Genomic DNA, 20,135 nt, shown 5'->3' with positions numbered 1-20,135 from the left:
CACCGAAAGATGAACCGGACGTCCAGACGTCCGGGCGGCCAACGGGAAAAGCCGCAGCGGACACTGTCCAGCTGCGGCTCGTCAAAGCGAAATGAGCTTTTGTTCTATCGATATAGCCGCAGACTGGCGGCAGGCAGGCTCTGCAGCGGCGTCAGGACGCCGTGCCACCCACCGTCATCGCATCGACCTTGAGCGTCGGCTGGCCCACGCCCACGGGCACGCTCTGGCCATCCTTGCCGCATACGCCGACGCCTTCGTCCAGCGCGAGATCGTTGCCGATCATCGAGACGCGGTTGAGCACGTCGGGACCGGAGCCGATCAGGGTGGCGCCCTTCACGGGACGCGTGATCTTGCCGTCCTCGATCAGGTAGGCCTCGCTGGCGGAGAACACGAACTTGCCGTTGGTGATGTCCACCTGGCCTCCGCCAAAATTCACGGCGTACAAGCCCTTTTTCACCGAGCGGATGATCTCCTGCGGATCGTGCTGGCCGGCGAGCATGTAGGTGTTGGTCATGCGCGGCATCGGCAGCTGCGCGAACGACTCGCGGCGTCCGTTGCCGGTGGGCGCCATGCCCATCAAGCGTGCGTTGAGCTTGTCCTGCATGTAGCCCTTGAGGATGCCGTCCTCGATGAGCGTGGTGCATTCGGTGGCCGTGCCTTCGTCGTCCACGCTGAGCGAGCCGCGGCGTCCGGACAGCGTGCCGTCGTCCACCACGGTGACGCCCGGCGCGGCGACGCGCTGGCCGATGCGGCCGGCAAATGCCGAGCTGCCCTTGCGGTTGAAGTCGCCTTCCAGGCCGTGGCCGATCGCTTCGTGCAGCAGCACGCCCGGCCAGCCCGGCCCCAGCACCACCGGCATGCTGCCGGCGGGCGCGTCGACGGCTTCCAGATTGACCAGCGCCCCGCGCACGGCCTCATCGGCGAAGCCCATGGCACGGCCGTTTTCGATCAGCTCACGATAGCCATAGCGGCCACCACCACCCGAACTGCCCTGCTCCCGGCGGCCGTTCTTCTCGGCGATCACGGTGACGTTCATGCGCACCAGCGGGCGTACATCGGCGGCCAGGGTGCCGTCGGAAGCGGCGATCAGCACCGTATCCATGGTGGCGGACAGGCTGACGATGACCTGCTTCACGCGCGGATCGCGGGAGCGCGCATAGGCGTCCACTTCGCGCAGCAGGGCGATCTTGTCGGGATTGGGCAGGCTTTCGACCGGATCGATCGCCGGATACAGCTGGCGCGCGCCGTTGAGGGCCAGCGGCTTACCGGCGCCATTGCCACCCTGGGCAATCGCACGGGCGGCCTTGGAGGCTTCCAGCAGCTGCGGCAGGACGATCTCGTCGGAGTAGGCGAAGCCGGTCTTCTCGCCGCTGATTGCGCGCACGCCCACGCCCTGCTCGATGGAGTGGCTGCCATCCTTCACGATGCCCTCCTCCAGCACCCAGGACTCGCTGCGCGAATGCTGGAAATACAAGTCGGCGGCGTCGATGGAGGGGCCCATCAACTGGTTGAAGACGCGGTCTAGGTCGGTGGCGGCCAGGCCGCCCGGCGACAGCAGGCGGCGTTCTGCCTGCGCGATCAGGGAATCCATGAAGTCGGTGCCGTATGCAAAAAGGGGACTTTAGCAAGTTGGGGCCACTCGCCGGGCGTTTAAAGCCTCGTCTGATGGAGCCGGGCCGGGCCAACGGTTAGGATGCCGCCACCCAACCATGACGCGCATGTGAAGGAACACGTATGAGCGACACACCCCGCCAGCCGCTGGCCCACAAGGTGATCGACCGCACCATCAAGGCGCCCATCGAGGAGACCCGCGAGCTGCTGCACAAGGACGGGGCGCTCAAGCCGGGCCACGGCATGGTGAGCAGCATCATCGCGCTGTCGCTGGGCTTCCTGAGCCTGCTGGCGGTGCTGGCCTTCCACTTTCCCCAATACCTGACCACCCCCGACCTGCGGCACGAGTATTCCGTGGACGTGCTGCGCCAGCTGCTGCTGGCCGCCCTGCTAGTCGCGGGCGGCATGTCGCTGGCCAACATCATCCTGGGCCGCGCGCGCCGGCTCAGCATGGTGGCGTTCGCCCTGGTGATCGGCGCGACCGCACTGGGCGGCTCGCGCGTGCCGGTGGGCGATTTTCCTGACCACACGCCGTACATCGGGCTGGACTGGTTCATCCTCGACCTGCTCGGTTCCACCCTGGTGTTCGTGGTGATCGAGAAGCTGTTTCCGCTGTACAAGGGCCAGACGCTGTTCCGCAAGGAATGGCAGACCGATCTGAAGCACTTCGCGGTGAATCACTTCATCGTGGGCCTGGCCCTGCTGGTGGTGAACTTTCTGCTGCATCACCTGTTCGGCTGGCTGGTGCGCAGCGACTTCCAGCAGTTCGTGCAACACACGCCGTTCGTACCGCAGCTGCTGGTATGCATCCTGGTGGCTGACCTGGCGCAGTACTGGACCCATCGTGCGTATCACGAGGTGCCGCTGCTATGGCGCTTCCACGCTGTGCATCATTCGGTGAAGACGATGGACTGGCTGGCCGGCTCGCGCCAGCACATGCTGGAGCTCATCGTCACGCGCGTCGCCGTGCTGGCGCCGCTCTACATCCTCGGTTTCAGCGAGGGCGTGATGAATGCGTACATCATCGTGGTCGGCTTCCAGGCCGTGTTCAATCACGCCAACGTGCATCTGCCGTGGGGCCCGCTGAAGTACGTGATCGTCACGCCGGACTTCCATCACTGGCACCACGCCTCCGACGACGAGGCGATCGACAAGAACTACGCCGCGCACTACGCGTTTCTGGACCATCTGTTTGGCACGGCGGTGAAGTCGACCAAGAAGTTTCCGGAAAGCTATGGCGTAGTCGGCGACTACATGCCTGATGGCTTCGTGCGCCAGCAGCTGTTTCCGTTTCGGGGAAGCACCAAGCCGCGAGAGCCTGAGATGTAAGAGCGATACCTGTGGGAGCGCACCCTGTGCGACGGCTTGGGTATCGACCAGGCCGTCGCGCACAGGGTGCGCTCCCACACTTTTTTTTGGAGACGGCTCAGCGCGCGCTGCTGCTCGCCGGCGCCGGCAAGGTGGGGGCGCCCGGCGCGGCCAACGCGGGCGGCACCGGCACATCCTTTTTCTCGATCAAGGTGATCGTGGGCTTGTCCCAGCTGCCCGTGACCTTGTAGCGCGCACTGGCGAAACGATTGATGCCGTGCCCCAGCAGCCCCTGAGCCACGAAGCCGGCGGCAATACCGATCGGCCCACCGACAAACGCGCCGACCACCGGCAAGCTGTTGCCGGCATGCGGTATGGCAAGCACCTGCAGGTCATAGTCCTTGGCACGCAGGCCTGTGCGCCCGGTGATGGAGATCTCCGCTGCCGGACTGCGTATCTGCAGATTGTCGGTGTTCGCGTTCCCATCGCCCAATTTGAAATCGCCGGAAATGGCGTCGAAGGCCAGACCCTTGCCGAACACATCGCCGAAGTCGAATGACAGGCGACGCGGCAGTTCCAGCACGGACACCAGGCCGAACAGGCGCGCCACGCCGGGCGTCACTTCAGGCATGCGACCGTCAGTGATGTTGATGCTCAGCTTGCCGTCCATATTGCCCAGCTCCATCGCCGAGGGTGCGCCCGGCCAGGTGGCATCGAGCTGCGAACGGACCTTGCCGCCGGCTAGCAATCCTTCATAGCCGAAGGCACCGAGCATGTCGCCCATGTTCTCGGCGGCAAAATCGAAGCGCATGTGCGAGTGGCTGTCGTTCGCCGTGCCGTTCCAGTCGCCGACGCCATTGATCTGCACGCCGTGCGACAAGGTGCGTAGCTGGTCGATATGCATGCCCTTGTCGGTCGGCCACGTTTCCAGCCGGGCTTCGCCGAGTTTGGAATCACCGAAACGCAGGTCGTTCACCCAGAGATGGAACGGCGGCAGCGCCGACGGCGTGATGCCGGTGACGGCTGGATTGGGCGGCGCGGCTGACGCGCTGGCGCCCGGTTGTGCAGCCGTACTCTGCGCCGACGTTGCATCGGTGGCGCCACCGGCAGGCTTCTTCGGCGTCACTACATCCTTGGGCCAGTACAGGCGCTGCAATCGCGCAGTTACGCCGCGGCGCGTGAGATCGGCCAGCGGAATATTGAAACGACCCGCCAGCCCGGCGCTGTCGACGTCCACGACCAGGCCATCCGGCTGCGAGCTGGCGAGCAGGTGCATATCGGCAAACGGATGGCCAAACACCATCGCCTGTTCGGCCGTCACATCGATGCTCTCCAGCCCCGGGCCGTTGGCACTGCTGCCCGACGAGGCGTACTGCGTCCAGCCAGTCACATCGAGCTTGCCGGGTCGGCCACGTATGCGAATACCCTTGTCGGGTACCGAATCGGGCGCCCTCGTGCCAAAGGCGAAGGTGGCTGCCAGCGACTGGCTGTCGTTCTGGGGAAGACGCAAGCGTGCGCGTACGACCTGCCCCACGCTCAGCTGCACGTCGCTGCCCTGCATGGGCAGATTCATCTCTACATGCAGCGGCAGCGTCCCCTCGGCCGACTTCTTCAACGGCGTGGGGAAATCGAGCGTCATGCCATTGAGCATCGAATCCACGCTCAATTGCTGCGTGCTGGCGGCCGAGCCCGGCGCCGTGAGGATGTTGAAACCGACGGTAAAGTCGCTACGCCCATCCGCTACCTGGTTGAGCCAGTCGAGCTGTTTGTAACCCTGGGTGAGCTCGGCCATGCTGAAACGGCCAGCGAGCTTGGCCGATAGCACCGTATTGGGTTGCCCGGTGGCGCCGGCGATGGCCAGATCCAGCTTGGCCGGCTGGCCGCGGAAACTCGTATCAAGCGGCCCCGCGTGGAAACCGGCCTTGTCGAAAGTCGCCGGGCCGGTGAGCTTGTCGAGCTTGAGGTTCCACTCCGGCGCGTCGAAATCCACGCCCTTCAATTGCGCACGACCATCGAGGATGAAGTTGCTGGAGTCCGCCACCGGCAAGGACAGGTGGAAATCGAAATCGCCGCTGCCGCCCAGCCGCAGCTTGGACAAGGTGTCCGCGTGATGGATGCCGATGGGGCTGCGCTGCACGAAGTCCATCATGCTGGCGCCCGTGCCGCTGCCGCTCACATTGAGGTCGAGCACGCTGTGGCCAAGTTCCGGAATGATCGCCACCGCGCGTTCGACCTTGTTGCCCAGCGACTCACCCGCACTGGCTTCGACCAACATGCCGCCGTTGATGAAGTTGGCGACCGCCGTGACGTTCTGCGCATGCGGCCAGTCCCGGCCATAGTTGAGCTCCAACCCGCTGAGCTCGGCACGTCCCTCGAAGCGCCCTTCGTTGTGGTGGAACGGCCAATCCTTCAGGTCGCCGCGCACCAGCACATCGGCATGATCCATCTTGCCGTCGACCAATGCCTGGTCCAGCCACTGCACAGCGGCGGGCGACATCGAATCCACGGGCCAGAACAGCTTGGCAGCGACGATATCGGCATGGGAGATGGTGGCGTACAGATCCATGAATGGACGTCCACCCTCATTGGGCAACGCCACTTCGCCACGCGCTTCGCCGCCGAACCCCGCGCCTTCGAATGCAAATGCCTGCGTGCCGATATGCAACGCGTCGTCATCGCGCCAGAACGCCACATCGCCGCCCAGCTTCGACATCACGAACGGTTCGCGGAAGGTGTGCGGAAAGCGCACTACCGTGGCCTGCGCCGGCAGCGAGACGGCCATCGCCTGCGTATCGCCACGAAACTCGCCGTGGATGCCATCGATACCGGGCAACTTGCCGACCGGGTTGATCGCCACGTTGTCGAAGGAGACGTCGAGCGAGCGCAAACCTTCAGCGTGATTCCAGCCGAACTGCGCCTGCGTGATCTGGCCGCGCGGCTTTCCCGTCCCGACCCACTGCGCCAGGCCCGGCGACAACTGCGGCTTGAGCGCCAGCCAGGGCACCAACGGCGCCAGTTGCAGGTTGCGCGCAACGACATCGACGCTGGCCTGATCGGTGTTCATGCCCTTCAGCGAAGCTACGGCGATACCGCCGTCATCCGCCGCCCAGCGTATGGTGTAACTGTCCTTGCCGATGGCCACTTCGGCCAGGCCATCGAGCCCTTCCGCGCTGGCGGTGGCGCCATCGGGATTGCCGAGTTTCAGATCGCTCAGATGAAAACGCGTGAGGCTGCGCACCACGCGCGCATCGCGCCAATCCAGCCAGCTTTCGAACGAACCGCTGCCGCTGTCGGCCGTATAGCCGGCCATATCGATGCCGGTGGACAAGGCGTGCAGGTCAAGATTGCTGCCGCTGATCCACAGCTTGCCGTCCGAACCGTCGTCGCTGAAATTGCCGGCGCCACGCAGTTGGCCCGGCGACCCTTCACGACGCAACAAGGCGCCGACGCGAATGCGGCTGCCCTGTCGACTCAGGCGCAGCTGGTCGGCCAGCAAGGTGAAATGACGATTGATGCGGTTATCAGTGATATCCAGCCGCGTATCGCTCAGCGACAAACCGATCGACAACTGGTTGAAGCCCGGCTTCTGTCGCTCGCCGCCGCCCGCCAGCCCAAAGCCGTTGACGTGCCAGGTGCCATCGGTATCGCGGCTGAGGTCAAACTGCAGGCCACGCGCATGCAGGTTCACCACATGGCGCGATGGCAGCAACCAACCACCCGGATCAAGCTTGAGCTCCGCTTCGGGAATCTGCAGCGGCGCACCGCCGTCGCCCGACCCGATGGTGACGCCACGCATGACGAACATCGGACCGGACGGCTGCCAGCGACCTTCCATCGACTCGAAGGTCACCGGACGATGCAGTTTGGCGGCCAGCTGCGTCTCCACCCATGCAGGGTGCTTGGCCAGCAGCGGCAACAGCAGCTGGCCCAGTCCCATCAGCACGGCCAGCGAAATCACGGCCACGCCGACTACCCAGGCGACAGCCCGGGCGCAGAAATGAGTACGTTTCAACCAGGGTGCGCTCACGACTGGCTCGCGACGCGAAGCGCGGGGCGGCGCGTCTTACAGAAGAACCACATCGAACTGTTCCTGCGAATAATGCTCCTCGGCCTGAAAGCGTATGCTTTTGGAGATGAACTCTTCCAGTTCGGCCACTGCGGCGGACTCTTCTTCCAGGATGCGGCCGACCACGTTCGGGCTGGCCATCACCAGTAGTTTTTCGGTGTTGAACTGGCGCACGGCCCGGGTGATCTCGCGGAAGATCTCGTAGGTCACGGTTTCGGCGGTCTTGAGCGTGCCCCGCCCGCTGCAGGCCGGGCAGGGTTCGCACAGCTGGCGTTCCAGGCTTTCGGTGGTGCGCTTGCGCGTCATTTCCACCAGGCCCAGGGCCGACATGGGGTAGACCGTGGTCTTGGCGTGGTCGCGCAGCAGCCCCTTTTCGAGCATGCGCAGCACCTGGCGCCGGTGCTCCTCGTCGGTCATGTCGATGAAGTCGATGATGATGATGCCACCCAGGTTGCGCAGTCGGAGCTGGCGTGCGGCGGCCTGCGCTGCTTCCAGATTCGTCCGGTAAACGGTTTCCTCCAGATTTCGCGTACCGACGTAACCGCCGGTATTCACGTCGATGGTGGTCATCGCCTCGGTCTGGTCGACGATCAGGTAGCCGCCGGACTTGAGCGGTACTTCTTTTTTCAGGGCGCGCTGGATTTCATCTTCGACGCCATAGAGGTCGAAGATCGGCCGCTCGCCCGAATAGTGCTCGATGCGGTCGTCCAGCTGCGGCATGAACTTGTGCACGAACTTGACGACCTTCTCGAAGGTCTCGCGCGAATCCACCCGCACCTTCTCGATATCGTCGTTGAGCATGTCGCGCAGGCTGCGCAGCGGCAGCGACAGCTCTTCGTAGACGCGCTCGCCGACCTTGGCCTTGACGATGTTCTCCTGCACCACGCGCCAGACCTTGCCCAGGTAGGTGACATCGAAGGCCAGCGATTCGGCGGTCTGCCCTTCCGCATTGGTGCGCACGATATAGCCCAGCGGGTTCTCGCCAATCAGCGAGGTGAGCACTTCCTTGAGGCGCTGGCGCTCGGCCTCCTCCTCGACCCGGGCCGAAATGCCCAGCGTGCGCGCATACGGCAGCAGCACCAGGTAGCGCGAAGGAATCGACAAGTGGGTGGACAGCCGGGCGCCCTTGGTGCCGATCGGGTCCTTGACCACCTGCACCACGATCTCCTGGCCTTCGTGCACCAGTTCGCTGATCGATGGCGTATGGCCATTGCCGCTGGCCACCACCTCCACCCCTTCGGCGGCAGCGGGCACCGGCGGACGCACGATGTCCGAAGCATGCAGAAACGCCGCGCGCTCCAGCCCGATATCGACAAACACCGCCTGCATGCCGGGCATCACCCGCTGCACGCGCCCCTTGTACACATTGCCCACATAGCCGCGGCGGGAGGCCCGCTCGACGTGCACCTCCTGCAACATGCCGTTTTCAACCACGCCGACGCGTGTCTCGCGAGGGGTCACGTTGATCAGGATTTCTTCGCTCACCGGTGACTCCAATGCATGGACGATCTTTATAGCGGCTGCATGCGCACACTGTCGATGCGTGAAAGAGGCTAGGCCGCGCGAGCTCCGCCACGTCGCCAACCAGCGCGCAAATCGCGGGATTTCATGTACCGGCGAGTGTTCCATTAGCTGCGCAGGAATCGGCGGGCTATGCTTGTCCGGATGCCCGATCCCATCCTTCCTGATCTGCTGCGACCCGGCCTGGACCTGGTGTTCTGCGGCACCGCTGCCGGGCGACGCTCGGCCGAGCAGGCGGCCTACTACGCTCATCCGGGCAACCTGTTCTGGCGCGCGCTGCACGCCGTGGCGCTGACGCCGCGGCTTTTTGCGCCGGCCGAGTATCCGCAGCTCCCTGCACTCGGCATCGGGTTGACCGATCTGGCCAAGCATCACGTGGGCAATGACGATGAGCTGCCGCGGGACGCTTTTGATGCAGCAGCACTGCGCGAGCGCATCGAACGCCATGCGCCCCGCGTGCTGGCCTTCACCAGCAAGGCCGCCGCACGTGCCGCGCTCGGGCGCGCGGCTGACTATGGCCTGCAGGAAGAACGCTACGGGCCGACGCAGCTGTTTGTGCTGCCCTCCCCGTCTGGCCAGGCGAGAGGCCATTGGGATCTTGCCCCCTGGCACGCGCTCGCTGCGCTGGTAAGGGCGCGCTAGGCCTGCGTGTAGCTCTCCAGCGCCGACGCCAGATGATCGAACAGGCGCCGCACACGCAGGCTGGGACGCAGGTCCTCGTGCATCACCACCCAAGTCTCCAGCGCCAGCGACACGTCGGCCGGGAATAGCCGGATCAACTGTGCATCCCGCTTCGCCAGGTTCACCTGCATGATGCCGATGCCGAAGCCCGCGCGAATCGCGGCCAGGGCGGCCAGATCGCTGTCCGTGCGCAGGGCGAAGTGTTCCCGCGTATAGGGCATGCCCTCGGGACGCAGACGCCGGATATAGGGCGTTTCGGTGTCGAAGCCGATCAATGCATGCCCTGTCAGATCCGCCAGCGCCTGCGGAAAGCCGTGCGATTCCAGGTAGCGCTTGTGCGCGAACATGCCAAGCTCCACGCGCCCCACGTGCCGAGCGATCAGCGCATCCTGGGTGGGCTGGTGCATGCGGATGGCGATGTCGGCATCGCGTCGCAGCAGGTCGGCGGCCTGGTTGGACGGCGCCAGCTCGATCACGATGCCCGGATGGCGTTCGCGGAAGTCGGCCAGCATCGACGGCAGCACCTCGGTGGCGATCACCTCGCTCGCCGTCAGCCGCACCGTGCCGCTGACCTCGCCACGACCAGCTGAGGCCGTACGCTGCAGCGCAGCCGAGGCCGAGGCCATGGCCTGCGCGTGCGGCAGCAGCTCCCGCGCCAGCTCCGTGGGCACCAGGCCTTGCGGCGAACGGGCAAACAGCGCCGCGCCCAGCGTCGATTCCAGCTCACGCATGTGGCGCCCAAGGCTGGGCTGGGTCATGTCCAGCGCGCGGGCCGCACCCGACAGGCTGCCTTCCCGCATCACGGCGAGAAAGGACCGATAAAGCTCCCAAGCGGGTTCCACGTTGGCCATGCATATTTTTATAGCAGATCTTCGCCGATCGGCAATTTTCTTTTAGCTGCCGGGCTCGCAAGCTGTGGCCCTCCCCAACGAGGACTTGTCATGCAATCGCAGCGTACGGCTCTAGTGATCGGCGCCAACGGCGGGATTGGCCAGGAAACCTGCACGGCCCTGCTGCGACGCGGCTGGCAAGTGCGCGCTCTGGTCCGCAAGGTCCCGGAAGCGGGTCCGAACACCATCGACTGGCGCATCGGCGATGCCATGCAGCGCGCCGACGTCCTCGACGCGGCGGCCGGTGTAGACGTGATCGTCCATGCCGTGAACCCACCGGGCTACAAGGCATGGAACCAGTTGGTGCTGCCCATGGTGGACAACACCATCGCCGCCGCCCAGGCGAATGGCGCCCGCATCGTGCTGCCGGGCACCGTCTACAACTACGGTCCGGACGCCTTTCCCCTGCTTGGCGAGGAGGCGCCGCAGCATCCACGCACCCGCAAGGGCGAGATTCGCGTCGAGATGGAGCGCCGTTTGCGGGCCGCCGCGCAGACAGGTGCCCGCGTGCTGGTGCTTCGCTGCGGCGACTTCTTTGGACCGCGCGCCGGCAACAACTGGTTCGCGCAGGGTTTGCTGCAGGCCGGCAAGCCGGTCACGCGCATCGCCTATCCCGGCGACTACAGCATCGGCCATAGCTGGGCCTATTTGCCGGATGTCGCTCAGACGCTGGTACGCCTCCTCGATCGCGAAGCGGAGTTGGCACCGTTTGAGCGCTTTCATTTCGGCGGCCACTGGGTCGACGGGCACGCCATGCTCGACGCCGTGCGTCATGCCACCGGCGACGACACGATCAAGGCTGGGCGTTTTCCCTGGTGGCTGGCGCAGCTCGCCTCGCCGTTCAACGAAACCATGCGCGAGCTCTGCAAGATGCGCTATCTGTGGCGCGACCGCGTCCAGCTCGACGATGCCAAGCTCAAGGCGTTCCTTGGAAACGAGCTCTATACGCCATTCGACCAGGCGGTTCGCGCAGCACTTGTCGGTGCCGGCTGCATCAGCAAGGTCGCCGGCCACGCAGATGCGCCGGCGTGATACGCGCAGCGCCGATCAGTCGATCGGCGTGTGGCGGTATTTGCCGACGTCGCGCTCCATCACCACCGAGGCGGAGTTCGTCCACGACCTGCGGATGTAGGTCACCACCGCCGCAACATCGGCGTCGCTCAATTGCTGCGCGAACGGCGGCATCGAATAAGGCCGCGGATTGCCCTTGGTCACCGGCGCAAATCCGCCCAGCAGGACCACGCGCATCGCATTGATGGCGGTCGGCTCATTCACCGAAGAATTGCCATTGAGCGGCGGATAGACACCCACCACGCCGTTGCCGTCCTTGCCGTGGCAATCCGCGCAACGCTGTTCGTACACCTTCGCGCCCTGCGCCATGATGGCGTGCGTGTCGAGCAACGATTCCTGCGACTTTGTTGCGGCCCGCGGCGGCAAGGATTGCAGATAGGTGGCGATCGCACGCAGGTCTTCATCGTGCAGATGCTGCGTGCTCTGCACCACCACGTCGGCCATGGGGCCAAACGCCGTGCCGCGCGCGGACTGACCCGTCTTCAGCAGATCGACGATGTCCTGCTCGCTCCAGCCGGCAAGGCCGCCATTGGCTTGCATGCTCAGATCCGGCGCGTACCAGTTTTGCGCGGGAATCTGTCCGCCGGCCAGCGAAGCCTTGCCTTCCTGCCCGCCCAAGGAATCGCGCGGTGCATGGCATTCGTTGCAATGGCCCAAGCCCTGCACGAGATACGCGCCGCGATTCCATGCATCGGATTTCGACGCATCGCGCTGGAACTCGCCTTCATGGAAATACAACGCGCGCCACGCCTTCAGTCCGCTGCGCACGCTGTATGGAAATTCCAGCGTCGGTTGTTGCGCTGGCGCATGCACGGGCGCCAACGATTGCAGATAGGCGAACATCGCCAACGCATCGTCGCGCGACACCTTGGTGTAGGAGGTATAGGAGAACACCGGATACAGCAATTCACCCTGGCGTCCCTTGCCGCTGTGCAGCGCCTGCCAGAAATCCTCGAAGCTCCAGTCACCCAACCCAGTCGCGTGATCAGGCGTGATATTGGGCGAGGGAATATTTCCGAACGGCGTAGGCAGCACGCGTCCACCTGCGTAACGCTCGCCACCTTGGGCGGTGTGGCACGACGCGCAATCACCCACCGCTGTGAGGTATTCGCCCTTCGCGATCAGCGCCGGATCCTTCAAACTCGCTCTATCGGCCCTGCTGGTGGATGGCGCCACGGAAGGCTTCGCCTCATGCTGGAACCACCACCAGCCACCGGCCAGCAGCAGAACCACGACAACGATGATCGCCATGCGCTTCATGCGCCGTCTCCCTTGTCGCCAAGCACGCCACAACGAAGCGGCGGCGTCACCGACCCTGGCGCCTGCGCGTGCATGTCGGCCGGCAGTGCACGGCTGGCCAGCCATGCCGACACGGCGGTGATGTCCGAGTCGCTCAGGCGATTGGCGATTTCCGCCATGCAGTCCGGTGCCGTCATCGCTCGCGTTTTTGTCCGCCATGAGCCGAGCTGCGAGCTCAGGTAGTCGTACGGCAAGCCGACCAGTCCCGGAATATCGGGCTGCACGCCGGTGAGCTGACTGCCATGGCAAGACTGGCAAGCGGGAATCTGGCGCGACGGATCACCATGCAGCACCAGCGTTTCGCCGCGCTCTTGCGCTTGCGCGGTGATGCGGGGCAACGGCGAAGGCGCGTAAGGAACCTCTTGCGCGGCGAAGTACTCGGCAATCTCGTGCATGTATTCGGGGCTGAGCTGCCGCACGGTGTATTCCATCGGACCGTACTTGCGCAGGCCCAGCTGGAAATCCTTCAGCTGGCGCGCGAGATAGCCGGCGGGCTTACCCGCCAGGCGCGGAAAAAATCCGCTTTCCGGCGTGCCTTCACCATGCGCGCCGTGGCAGGCGGTGCATGCAGCAATGCGTTGCTGCAGCGTGTCGGGAATAACAGGATGCGGCGCGTCCTGTGCGTGGACAAGGCCAACATGCGCCAACAAGATCAACGCCATCCATGCGCCCCATGCGCGCCCGGCCTGCGACCACTTCGCTGAAAGGGTTTTCATGTTTCCCCGACCTACGCCTGAGTGCGCGGCGAGAACGTGCCGCGCCGCAACGGTGGTCGATTATAGGCGCGCATCCGCGCTGTGCAGGATCAAACCATCAGACGGCGCGATTTAGCGACATCATGCCGCACAAGCTTGATCCCGGTGCTGTCGATTTCCCGTGTGGGTCAGGCCGACACCGCTCGATCCAGCGGCGGCATCTGCAGCGAAGCCGGCGTGTCGACGCGCAACGCGTCGTGCAACAGCAGGGTCACGCCAAGATGATCCTGGCTCTCGCGTTCGTGCACCACGCCACCGTAGATGAGCGCGCGTTCGCGCACGGTGGCCATGCCCTGTCCATTGGTGCCGAGCAGCGATACGAGCTGGCGCCATTCGGGTACCGGCCGACCGCGCTGCGCAGGCGCCGAGCGAACGGCGCTCATGCGCAACACTACCCAGCGCCGGCCGTGCGAGCAGCCGCCGCGAATATGTACGCGCACGCGCTTCATCGGCTCGCGCGCCAGCATGTACACCAGCACTTCGCAGGCCTGGCGGTAGAGCATCATGTGGACGTCGGGCGCCAGCAGGTTGAGGCCGCTGCCGGTGAGCGTGCAGCTGTAGACCGCGCCCACCAGCGAGGCGGCCTTCGACAATGGACCGCTCTCGAAGGTCGCCGCCAAACCATGTTCACGCCAGGCGCGCGGATGCAGGGCGTCGGCGAGGCGCTGCATTTCCAGCTGGGTCAGATCCAGGTGCCGTGCATAGGTCTGCTCCATGCTGGCCGGCAGCACCGGTCGCAGGCGCTCCATCATGCGGTGCTGGCCATCGCGCATCGACTGGCCCAGGCGATCGAGCGACTCGGCCACGTGGCGCAGGCGCAACTCCTCCTGATAAAGGCCTTGCTGCGCCAACAGGAATCCACGCAGGCTCTCGTTGCTTTCCAGGCGCCCGTCCTGATCACCGACCGACTTCGGCGCCAGGCGTGCGCCCAGCATGATCAAGCTGGAGACGGCGAAGGAAATGAGTGCCTGCGCCTGCATGACGGCCGGGTCGCGCTCCACCGTCATGGTGAGCTCGACGGCGATGCTGGCGAGCAGGCCACCGATGGCCGCACCCTGCCAGCCCAGGCGCAGGGTCAGCCATGCCACCGGCAGGAACATGGCCATGCGGGCGACGGCCACCACCTCATCGCCAAGCTGGGTCGAGGCCAGCCAGATCAGCAGCAGCAGCGACGGCACCACGCCCTTGAGGCAATCGATCAATGCCTCTCGCTTAATCGAGGGGACACCCACCACCTGCCGACCCGACCAACTCAGCCAGGCGAATACTGGCGGAACCAGGGTCAGCGCACCAAGGTAACTGCCCAGGAAATACTCGAGCACCGTGTGCACCGTCAGCGGATGAGGTTTTTCGCTTGCCCGGAACGTCATCGTGGCAAACGAAGCGCTATTGACCAGAGCGCTGACGGTACTGCCGGCAAGAATGCAGGTCATGATCGCGGCGATGTTCACCCGGCCGTCCGCCCACACAGGCACGCGGCGCCGGCACCAGGCAATGACCGGTGCGGTCACCAGCATCGGCGACACAGTGACCGAAAGTGCCCAGAGTGTTCCAAAACGGTCATGGTAGGCCCAACCCAGCCCGATCAGGGGGATCGTCTCGCCGATGATCATGGCCGGCCAGTAGCGATACGGCACCACCAGCAGACACAGCAGGCGCAGGCCGGCAATCATGTTCCAGTGGGAAGTGGAGATTTCCTTGAGCAGCGAGAAACCCACCGCATAAGCGACGACAACGCCGACCTGGCGAAGCTTTGCGTGGAGCGCCGCACGTTTCCCTGCGTCGCCGTATTCTTTCGTTGCCGTGCCCATCGAGTGGTGCCAAACCCCTGTTTCAATAAACGCGTGAGACCGGTCCAGGCGTTGCGGAGCGGTGAGATCGGGCCGTCAGCGAGTCGCCGATTGTCGCAGGAAACGTCCTACGCAACGCGCTGCATCGCGGCAGTCGCGGGCCTTTGCCGTTCTCCATGCAAAAACAAAGCCCGGCGACGGGGCCGGGCGCTGTTTTTCACATCTTTTTTTGCAGGTTCACGCGCACAGCCGGTCAGCGCGGCGACGAGCCGACGGATTTGCGCACGATCAACATGGCCAGCTCCAGCGACTGCTCGTAGTTGAGCCGCGGGTCGACCATGGACTTGTAGGCGCGATCAAGATCCGCCTCGTTGAGATCGCGGGCGCCACCCATGCATTCGGTCACGTCTTCGCCGGTCAATTCCAGATGCACGCCGCCCAGTCGCGTTCCCGAGGCCGCATGGATATCGAAGGCCTGGTCCAGCTCGCCCCGGATATTGTCGAAACGGCGCGTCTTATACCCATTGGAGGTGGTTTCGGTATTGCCATGCATGGGATCGGCCACCCACAGCACACGGCGCCCTTCCCGCCTGACGGCCTCGAGCAAGGGCGGCAGTGCACTGCCGATGAGACCATTGCCCATGCGGTGGACCAAGGTGAGGCGGCCGGGCTCGTCTTCCGGGTTCAAGGCATCGATGACGGGCAGCAATTGATCCGGCGTGACCGAGGGTCCCACCTTCACCGCGATTGGATTGCGAATGCCACGGAAATATTCAACGTGGGCGCCATCAAGCGCCGCGGTACGCATGCCGATCCACGGAAAGTGCGTGGACAGGTTGAACCAACCCTGGTGCCGCGGCACCTTGCGCGTCAGCGCCTGCTCGTAGTGCAACAGCAGCGCTTCGTGCGAGGTGAAGAAATCCACGCGGGAGAAACCGGCAATCGGCCCGGCCAGCGTTTCCATGAAACGCAATGAATCTCCGATGGCCGCGACCATGCGGCGATATTCGGCCGCCAGCGGCGAGTGCTCCACCCAGGCCAGATCCCAGTATTCAGGATGGTGCAGATCGGCAAAACCGCCATCGATCAGCGCACGCACAAAATTCATGGTCAGCGCCGAATGCGCATGCCCCTGAATCAGGCGCTGCGGGTCGGCTCGACGCGCTTCAGGCGTGAACTCCGGTCCATTGACCACGTCGCCGCGAAAACTCGGAAGGGTCACGCCATCGCGCGTCTCGTGATCGGTCGAGCGCGGCTTGGCGTATTGGCCGGCAAACCGGCCCACGCGCAGCACCGGCTTCTTCAGCCCATGCACCAGCACCAGGCTCATCTGCAACAGCACTTTGAGCCGGTTGGAAATGATCGGGCTGGTGCAGTCGGCGAAACTCTCGGCGCAATCGCCGCCCTGCAACAAGAAACGTTGCCCTTCCTGCGCTTCGGCCAGCGCTTTTTTGAGGGACAGCACTTCCCACGAGGTGACCAGCGGAGGCAGCGTGGCCAGCTGATCGGTGGCGCGCGCCAGTTCGGCGGCGTCCTCATAGAGCGGCTGCTGCAACGCCTGGCGGCCCTGCCAACTTTGTGGCGACCAGCCTTCCAGATCTGCTGAGGGTGAAGGCTTGACGGGCATGACCTGCGACATAGAAAACGACCTTGCTCAGACTCGCTTGCGTGTGGCGGCGACGACCGCCGCGATCACCAGCAGCACATACCACATCAGCGTCCACGCCGGCATGGGCAGGCCAAGCACCGGTTCGATCTTGGCGCACTCGCCCGAGCCGGTGAACACCAGTTTTAGCACTTTGGCGAAGGGGAACGTATCCATCATGTAGCCGAGATTCGGGCCACATGCGGGAATCTGATCGGCAGGCAGCGTCTGCAGCCAAAGATGGCGCGCCGCCGTGACGATGCCGCCCAGGGCGCCCAGCAGGACGCCACCGGTATAAATCCAGCGCGCGCCCCCGCGCGGTGCATGCAAGCCGCCTAGCAGGAAAAACACGGCCATCACCATGAAGGCGATGCGCTGAAAAATACACAGCGGACACGGGATCATGTTGAGCACGTGCTCGGCGTACAGGGCAAAGCCCAGCAGAGCCACGCAGATGAAGAAACCGGCGAAGCAGGTGGCGCGATACGACCAACGGAAAGGGTTCATGACCTGACTGTGCTGCAATGCGAAAGCGGACATTACCCGCTTGCCCCGCCCCTGTCAGCCCTGCCGATTCACCCACGCGCTGGTGGCGCAGTCGCAGGTCGGCGGCGTGCTCGCCAAACCGCAACTTCCCGCGGCCGCGGTCAGCTGAAATGCCACGCCGAGGCGCTTGAGCGTCCCATGGCAGCACTCCCACTCCCCGCCCCAAAAAGCAAAAACCCCGGCAGGTTGCCCTGCCAGGGTTTTGCAAAACACTTGTTGCTACCGATTACTCGGCGGCTTCGTCGGTCTGCGGACGATCGACCAGCTCGACGTACGCCATCGGAGCGTTGTCGCCCGGGCGGAAGCCGCACTTGAGGATGCGCAGGTAGCCGCCGGGACGGGCCTGGTAACGCGGACCCAGCTCGACGAACAGCTTGCCGACGGCCTGCTTGTCGCGCAGACGCGCGAAAGCGAGACGACGGTTGGCAACGCCATCGGTCTTGGCGAGCGTGATGAGCGGCTCGGCGACGCGACGGAGTTCCTTCGCCTTGGGAAGGGTGGTGCGGATCAGCTCGTGCTTGATCAGCGACGCGGCCATGTTCTTGAACATGGCTTCGCGGTGGCTGCTCGTGCGGTTGAGCTTGCGACCGGATTTCTGGTGGCGCATGGCAATACTCTCTATGTCTGTTGTTATGAAAAGCCGGCGGTTAGGTCCGACTTCCCGCGGTTACCCGCTGATGAAGCCCTTGGTACTACGGGCTCTTATTGAGCAAGACGGCCAAGCTGGCCGTTTCAGGTGTCTGCAAAATCCGAGGGTAGAACACTCGTCAGAGCACCAATACCGGCGACCAAAGTAGTCACCCAAAACATCGTGCGGTCTTGATACCGCTTTAGCAGCTGGCGAGCGCACCGAAGTACGCTCGCCAGTTTGCCGTTACAGCCGGCAGTCGCGAACGACCGCCAAAACACTTAACCCAGCTGCATGCCGTGGGACAGACCCGGCGGCGGCCAGTTTTCAAGCTTCATACCGAGCGCGAGACCACGACCACCCAGCACGTCCTTGATTTCGGTCAGGGACTTCTTGCCGAGGTTCGGCGTCTTGAGCAGTTCGACTTCCGTCTTCTGCACCAGGTCGCCGATGTAGTAGATGCTCTCGGCCTTCAGGCAGTTTGCCGAACGCACGGTGAGCTCCAGATCGTCGATCGGACGCAGCAGCAGCGGATCGAAACCGCCCTTCTCCGCCTTGTCGGTGGCACTCTCGCGACGCGAGAAGTCACCGAACACCGACAGCTGGTCGTTGAGGATTTCAGCGGCCTTGCGAACCGCGTCTTCCGCACCGATGGTGCCGTTGGTTTCAATGTCGAGCACGAGCTTGTCGAGGTTGGTGCGCTGCTCAACGCGAGCGGCGTCAACTTCGTAGGCAACACGCAGGACCGGCGCGAACGACGCGTCGAGCTGCAGGCGGCCAATCGGACGAGCCTCGTCATCCGGATGCTGGCGCGAGCTGGCCGGCTGGTAGCCGACGCCGCGACGCACCTTCAAACGCATGTTGAGGGCAATGTCCTTGGTCAGGTGGCAGATCACATGCTCGGGGTTGATGATTTCCACCGAGTGGTCGACGGCGATGTCGCCGGCGGTGACCACGCCCTTGCCCTTCTTGGACAAGGTCAGGGTGACTTCATCACCCGAATGCTGGCGAATCGCCACGTCCTTGAGGTTGAGCAGGACTTCAATGACGTCCTCCTGCAGGCCTTCCAGGGTGGTGTACTCGTGCAGCACGCCATCAATTTCTACCTCGACGATGGCAGAGCCAGGGATCGAGGAGAGCAGCACGCGGCGCAGCGCGTTGCCCAGGGTGTGGCCAAAACCACGCTCGAGCGGCTCGACCACCACCTTGGCGCGGTTGGCTCCGAGTTGCTCGACGCTGAGGCCGCGAGGGCGCAGCACGCTAGTTGACGAAACTGCCATGCAGGGCTCCGGTTGATTACTTCGAGTAGAGCTCGACGATCAGGCTCTCGTTGATGTCGGTCGGCAGATCGCCGCGGTCCGGCATCGACTTGAACGTACCTTCGAACTTCTTGCTGTCGACTTCGACCCACTGCGGACGCAGGTCCATGGTGTCGAACACGGTTGCCGCTTCCTGCACGCGCAGCTGAGTGCGCGCACGCTCGGTCAGTGCAACCGCGTCGCCCGGACGGACCTGGTACGAGGGGATGTTCACCTTCTTGCCGTTGACCAGCACAGCCTTGTGGCTGACCAGCTGACGGGCCTGGGCGCGGGTGACCGCGAAACCCATGCGGTAAACAACGTTGTCCAGACGGCTTTCGAGCAGGCGCAGCAGGTTCTCGCCGGTGTTGCCCTTGAGGGTCGACGCCTTGGAGTAGTAGTTGCTGAACTGACGCTCGAGCACGCCGTAGATGCGCTTGACCTTCTGCTTTTCACGCAGCTGGTTGGCGTAATCGGACATGCGCATGCGCTTGTTGGCGCCATGCTGGCCGGGCTTGTTTTCCAGCTTGCACTTGGAGTCCAGCGCGCGCGCCGGGCTCTTCAGGCTGAGATCTGCACCCTCACGACGGGCGAGTTTGCAGGTAGCTCCACGATAACGGGCCATGGGTATGCTCCTTAGACTCGACGCTTCTTGGGGGGACGGCAGCCGTTATGCGGAATCGGCGTGACGTCGATGATGTTGAGCACCTTGTAGCCCAGCGCGTTCAGCGAACGCACGGCGGACTCACGACCCGGACCCGGGCCCTTGATGCGCACTTCCACGGTCTTCACACCGTAGTCGCCAGCAGCGCGGCCAGCCTTTTCGGCGGCAACCTGGGCAGCGAACGGGGTCGACTTACGCGAGCCGCGGAAACCCGCGCCGCCGGCAGTCGCCCACGACAGGGCATTGCCCTGGCGATCGGTGATGGTGACGATGGTGTTGTTGAAGGAGGCCTGCACGTGGGCCACGGCATCCGTGACAACGCGCTTGATCTTCTTCTTGGTCTTGACAGGCTTAGCCATGTT

16 protein-coding genes are annotated in these 20,135 nt (G+C 64.3%); 3 read left to right on the top strand and 13 right to left on the bottom strand.

Annotated elements, in window-relative coordinates:
* Positions 1–151: 151 nt before the first annotated feature.
* A complete protein-coding gene (gene tldD, locus AC1DE1_RS13850; RefSeq protein WP_477178078.1) occupies positions 152–1,591 on the bottom strand; it encodes a metalloprotease TldD in 1,440 nt (479 codons plus the stop codon).
* A 143-nt stretch (positions 1,592–1,734) separates the two neighbouring features.
* Here tldD and AC1DE1_RS13845 point away from each other — a divergent pair, with 143 nt between their 5' ends.
* Positions 1,735–2,940 (top strand): sterol desaturase family protein, encoded by a 1,206-nt coding sequence (locus AC1DE1_RS13845; protein ID WP_477176721.1) that lies wholly within the window; start codon positions 1,735–1,737, stop codon positions 2,938–2,940.
* Positions 2,941–3,037: 97 nt separating this feature from the next.
* Here the strand turns inward: AC1DE1_RS13845 and AC1DE1_RS13840 are convergent, their stop codons facing one another.
* Both AC1DE1_RS13840 and rng read right to left on the bottom strand, forming a co-directional pair.
* The gene (locus AC1DE1_RS13840; protein ID WP_477179113.1) at positions 3,038–6,946 is read right to left on the bottom strand and encodes a YhdP family protein; all 3,909 of its coding nucleotides are present in this window, start codon (positions 6,944–6,946) and stop codon (positions 3,038–3,040) included.
* Between the two features lie 36 nt (positions 6,947–6,982).
* On the bottom strand, positions 6,983–8,470 hold the full coding sequence (rng, locus tag AC1DE1_RS13835) for a ribonuclease G (RefSeq protein ID WP_477176723.1): 1,488 nt from the start codon (positions 8,468–8,470) through the stop codon (positions 6,983–6,985).
* 168 nt (positions 8,471–8,638) lie between these two features.
* On the opposite strand from rng, the gene AC1DE1_RS13830 reads away from it, so the two are divergent.
* Complete coding sequence (locus AC1DE1_RS13830; RefSeq protein ID WP_477178076.1) at positions 8,639–9,148, top strand: mismatch-specific DNA-glycosylase; 510 nt, start codon at positions 8,639–8,641, stop codon at positions 9,146–9,148.
* On the opposite strand, the gene AC1DE1_RS13825 is transcribed toward AC1DE1_RS13830, so the two are convergent.
* Positions 9,145–10,038 carry a LysR family transcriptional regulator gene (locus tag AC1DE1_RS13825; protein WP_477176725.1) on the bottom strand — a complete coding sequence of 298 codons (894 nt, stop codon included), beginning with the start codon at positions 10,036–10,038 and terminating at the stop codon, positions 9,145–9,147. The genes AC1DE1_RS13830 and AC1DE1_RS13825 overlap by 4 nt on opposite strands.
* A 90-nt stretch (positions 10,039–10,128) precedes the next feature.
* On the opposite strand from AC1DE1_RS13825, the gene AC1DE1_RS13820 reads away from it, so the two are divergent.
* Entirely contained in the window at positions 10,129–11,109 is a 981-nt protein-coding gene (locus tag AC1DE1_RS13820; protein WP_477176726.1) for an NAD-dependent epimerase/dehydratase family protein, read from the top strand.
* 15 nt (positions 11,110–11,124) lie between these two features.
* Here AC1DE1_RS13820 and AC1DE1_RS13815 read toward each other — a convergent pair whose 3' ends face one another.
* The 9 genes from AC1DE1_RS13815 to rpsK form a co-directional block, all read right to left on the bottom strand.
* Positions 11,125–12,408, bottom strand: coding sequence for a c-type cytochrome (locus AC1DE1_RS13815; RefSeq protein WP_477178075.1), 1,284 nt, complete (start codon positions 12,406–12,408; stop codon positions 11,125–11,127).
* Positions 12,405–13,109, bottom strand: coding sequence for a c-type cytochrome (locus AC1DE1_RS13810; protein ID WP_477176733.1), 705 nt, complete (start codon positions 13,107–13,109; stop codon positions 12,405–12,407). Before AC1DE1_RS13810 ends, AC1DE1_RS13815 begins: the two co-directional genes overlap by 4 nt.
* A 221-nt stretch (positions 13,110–13,330) precedes the next feature.
* On the bottom strand, positions 13,331–15,013 hold the full coding sequence (locus AC1DE1_RS13805; protein WP_477176728.1) for an MASE1 domain-containing protein: 1,683 nt from the start codon (positions 15,011–15,013) through the stop codon (positions 13,331–13,333).
* A 232-nt stretch (positions 15,014–15,245) separates the two neighbouring features.
* Positions 15,246–16,631 carry a class II 3-deoxy-7-phosphoheptulonate synthase gene (locus AC1DE1_RS13800; RefSeq protein ID WP_441605440.1) on the bottom strand — a complete coding sequence of 462 codons (1,386 nt, stop codon included), beginning with the start codon at positions 16,629–16,631 and terminating at the stop codon, positions 15,246–15,248.
* 15 nt (positions 16,632–16,646) lie between these two features.
* The gene (locus AC1DE1_RS13795) at positions 16,647–17,144 is read right to left on the bottom strand and encodes a disulfide bond formation protein B (RefSeq protein WP_441605439.1); all 498 of its coding nucleotides are present in this window, start codon (positions 17,142–17,144) and stop codon (positions 16,647–16,649) included.
* Positions 17,145–17,409: 265 nt separating this feature from the next.
* A complete protein-coding gene (gene rplQ, locus AC1DE1_RS13790; RefSeq protein WP_477176729.1) occupies positions 17,410–17,790 on the bottom strand; it encodes a 50S ribosomal protein L17 in 381 nt (126 codons plus the stop codon).
* A 302-nt stretch (positions 17,791–18,092) separates the two neighbouring features.
* Entirely contained in the window at positions 18,093–19,091 is a 999-nt protein-coding gene (locus tag AC1DE1_RS13785; RefSeq protein ID WP_441605438.1) for a DNA-directed RNA polymerase subunit alpha, read from the bottom strand.
* Positions 19,092–19,107: 16 nt separating this feature from the next.
* Positions 19,108–19,734 (bottom strand): 30S ribosomal protein S4, encoded by a 627-nt coding sequence (gene rpsD, locus AC1DE1_RS13780; protein WP_046972894.1) that lies wholly within the window; start codon positions 19,732–19,734, stop codon positions 19,108–19,110.
* An 11-nt stretch (positions 19,735–19,745) separates the two neighbouring features.
* Positions 19,746–20,132: a 30S ribosomal protein S11 gene (gene rpsK / locus AC1DE1_RS13775; protein ID WP_007513384.1), complete on the bottom strand. Its 387-nt coding sequence runs from the start codon at positions 20,130–20,132 to the stop codon at positions 19,746–19,748.
* Positions 20,133–20,135 lie beyond the last annotated feature (3 nt).

It is taken from the genome of Dyella sp. 05T440 (assembly GCF_056395965.1).
Note: the sequence above shows the minus strand (reverse complement) of the source record. Positions and strands in the feature narration are given on the sequence as shown.

What these genes read in the sequence shown, in the direction of transcription:
- AC1DE1_RS13815 (WP_477178075.1), bottom strand. Translation starts at nt 12,408, where the DNA reads ATGAAGCGCATGGCGATCATCGTTGTCGTGGTTCTGCTGCTGGCCGGT.
- AC1DE1_RS13810 (WP_477176733.1), bottom strand. Translation starts at nt 13,109, where the DNA reads ATGGCGTTGATCTTGTTGGCGCATGTTGGCCTTGTCCACGCACAGGAC.
- tldD (WP_477178078.1), bottom strand. Translation starts at nt 1,591, where the DNA reads ATGGATTCCCTGATCGCGCAGGCAGAACGCCGCCTGCTGTCGCCGGGC.
- AC1DE1_RS13795 (WP_441605439.1), bottom strand. Translation starts at nt 17,144, where the DNA reads ATGAACCCTTTCCGTTGGTCGTATCGCGCCACCTGCTTCGCCGGTTTC.
- AC1DE1_RS13800 (WP_441605440.1), bottom strand. Translation starts at nt 16,631, where the DNA reads ATGTCGCAGGTCATGCCCGTCAAGCCTTCACCCTCAGCAGATCTGGAA.
- AC1DE1_RS13820 (WP_477176726.1), top strand. Translation starts at nt 10,129, where the DNA reads ATGCAATCGCAGCGTACGGCTCTAGTGATCGGCGCCAACGGCGGGATT.
- AC1DE1_RS13825 (WP_477176725.1), bottom strand. Translation starts at nt 10,038, where the DNA reads ATGGCCAACGTGGAACCCGCTTGGGAGCTTTATCGGTCCTTTCTCGCC.
- rpsK (WP_007513384.1), bottom strand. Translation starts at nt 20,132, where the DNA reads ATGGCTAAGCCTGTCAAGACCAAGAAGAAGATCAAGCGCGTTGTCACG.
- rplQ (WP_477176729.1), bottom strand. Translation starts at nt 17,790, where the DNA reads ATGCGCCACCAGAAATCCGGTCGCAAGCTCAACCGCACGAGCAGCCAC.
- rpsD (WP_046972894.1), bottom strand. Translation starts at nt 19,734, where the DNA reads ATGGCCCGTTATCGTGGAGCTACCTGCAAACTCGCCCGTCGTGAGGGT.
- AC1DE1_RS13785 (WP_441605438.1), bottom strand. Translation starts at nt 19,091, where the DNA reads ATGGCAGTTTCGTCAACTAGCGTGCTGCGCCCTCGCGGCCTCAGCGTC.
- AC1DE1_RS13830 (WP_477178076.1), top strand. Translation starts at nt 8,639, where the DNA reads ATGCTTGTCCGGATGCCCGATCCCATCCTTCCTGATCTGCTGCGACCC.
- AC1DE1_RS13805 (WP_477176728.1), bottom strand. Translation starts at nt 15,013, where the DNA reads ATGGGCACGGCAACGAAAGAATACGGCGACGCAGGGAAACGTGCGGCG.
- AC1DE1_RS13845 (WP_477176721.1), top strand. Translation starts at nt 1,735, where the DNA reads ATGAGCGACACACCCCGCCAGCCGCTGGCCCACAAGGTGATCGACCGC.